This window comes from Agrobacterium sp. 22-226-1, from assembly GCF_053522345.1.
The window spans coordinates 1-847 of the sequence record NZ_JBNWCP010000057.1; the positions used below are offsets into that span (position 1 = coordinate 1).

Sequence of the window (847 nt, forward strand, 5' to 3'; positions counted from 1 at the left end):
CTAGGGCGCGGACTCGTTAAATGATGCAATCCATATCCTTATTGCTGCGAGCTTGAGTGCTGCCAGATAGTTGTCGGCCCGGCGGTCATATCTTGTGGCAAGTCCGCGCATCTGTTTGATACGATTGAAAAAACGCTCGACGTGGTTGCGCTGACGATAGACCCAGCGGCTGAAGCTGAAGGTCTGTTTGCGGTTGGCCTTGGCGGGAATGTTTGCCCAGCATTTCCGTTGCTTGGCAAAGCGACGGATCGCGTCGGTGTCATAAGCCTTGTCCGCAAGAAGCGTCGCACCGGGCCGCAATCCGCTCAGCAACTTTTCCGCCATGGGAGCGTCGGCAGCCTGACCTGCGGTCAGCTCCATACGAACAGGCCGCCCATCGGCATCCACGAGCGCATGGATTTTGGTGGTCAGGCCGCCACGGGAACGTCCCATGCAAGGATCGGCAGAGCCCCCTTTTTAGCGTTGGCACCGTGCTGGTGAACGCGAACGCACGAGCTGTCGATCATCACGATGTCACCCGCATAACGCTTTGACACGGCATCAAGAAGTTGATCCCAGACACCTGCCTTTCGCCAGCGAGAGAAGCGATTGTAGAGCGTCGTTCGCGGGCCATAGCGCTCGGGCACATCGCGCCAGGACGAACCCGTCCTAAACCGCCAAAGGATACCATTGATCACCCGGCGGTCATCAACGCGTTTCACTCCACGGCTCTTGGTGGGAAGCAGCGGCTCGATGACGGCCCATTCTTCGTCGCTCAGTTCGTGACGGCGCATGACGATCTCCCTTCAAGGGGAGTGAATCATAATCCGCTCGCCACATGAACCCCGTTTATGGGGACGCGTCCTAG

Annotated in this window: 1 protein-coding gene; it reads right to left on the reverse strand. The window is 58.3% G+C overall.

The window, feature by feature from the left end; translation table 11 throughout:
- Window positions 1–779, reverse strand: a protein-coding gene (locus ACQZ5K_RS27050; RefSeq protein ID WP_246666603.1) for an IS5 family transposase whose coding sequence is annotated in 2 segments (ribosomal slippage) — window positions 1–450 and window positions 453–779 — 777 coding nt in all. Because the reading frame shifts where the segments join, the coding sequence is not laid out codon by codon here.
- Window positions 780–847: the final 68 nt, after the last annotated feature.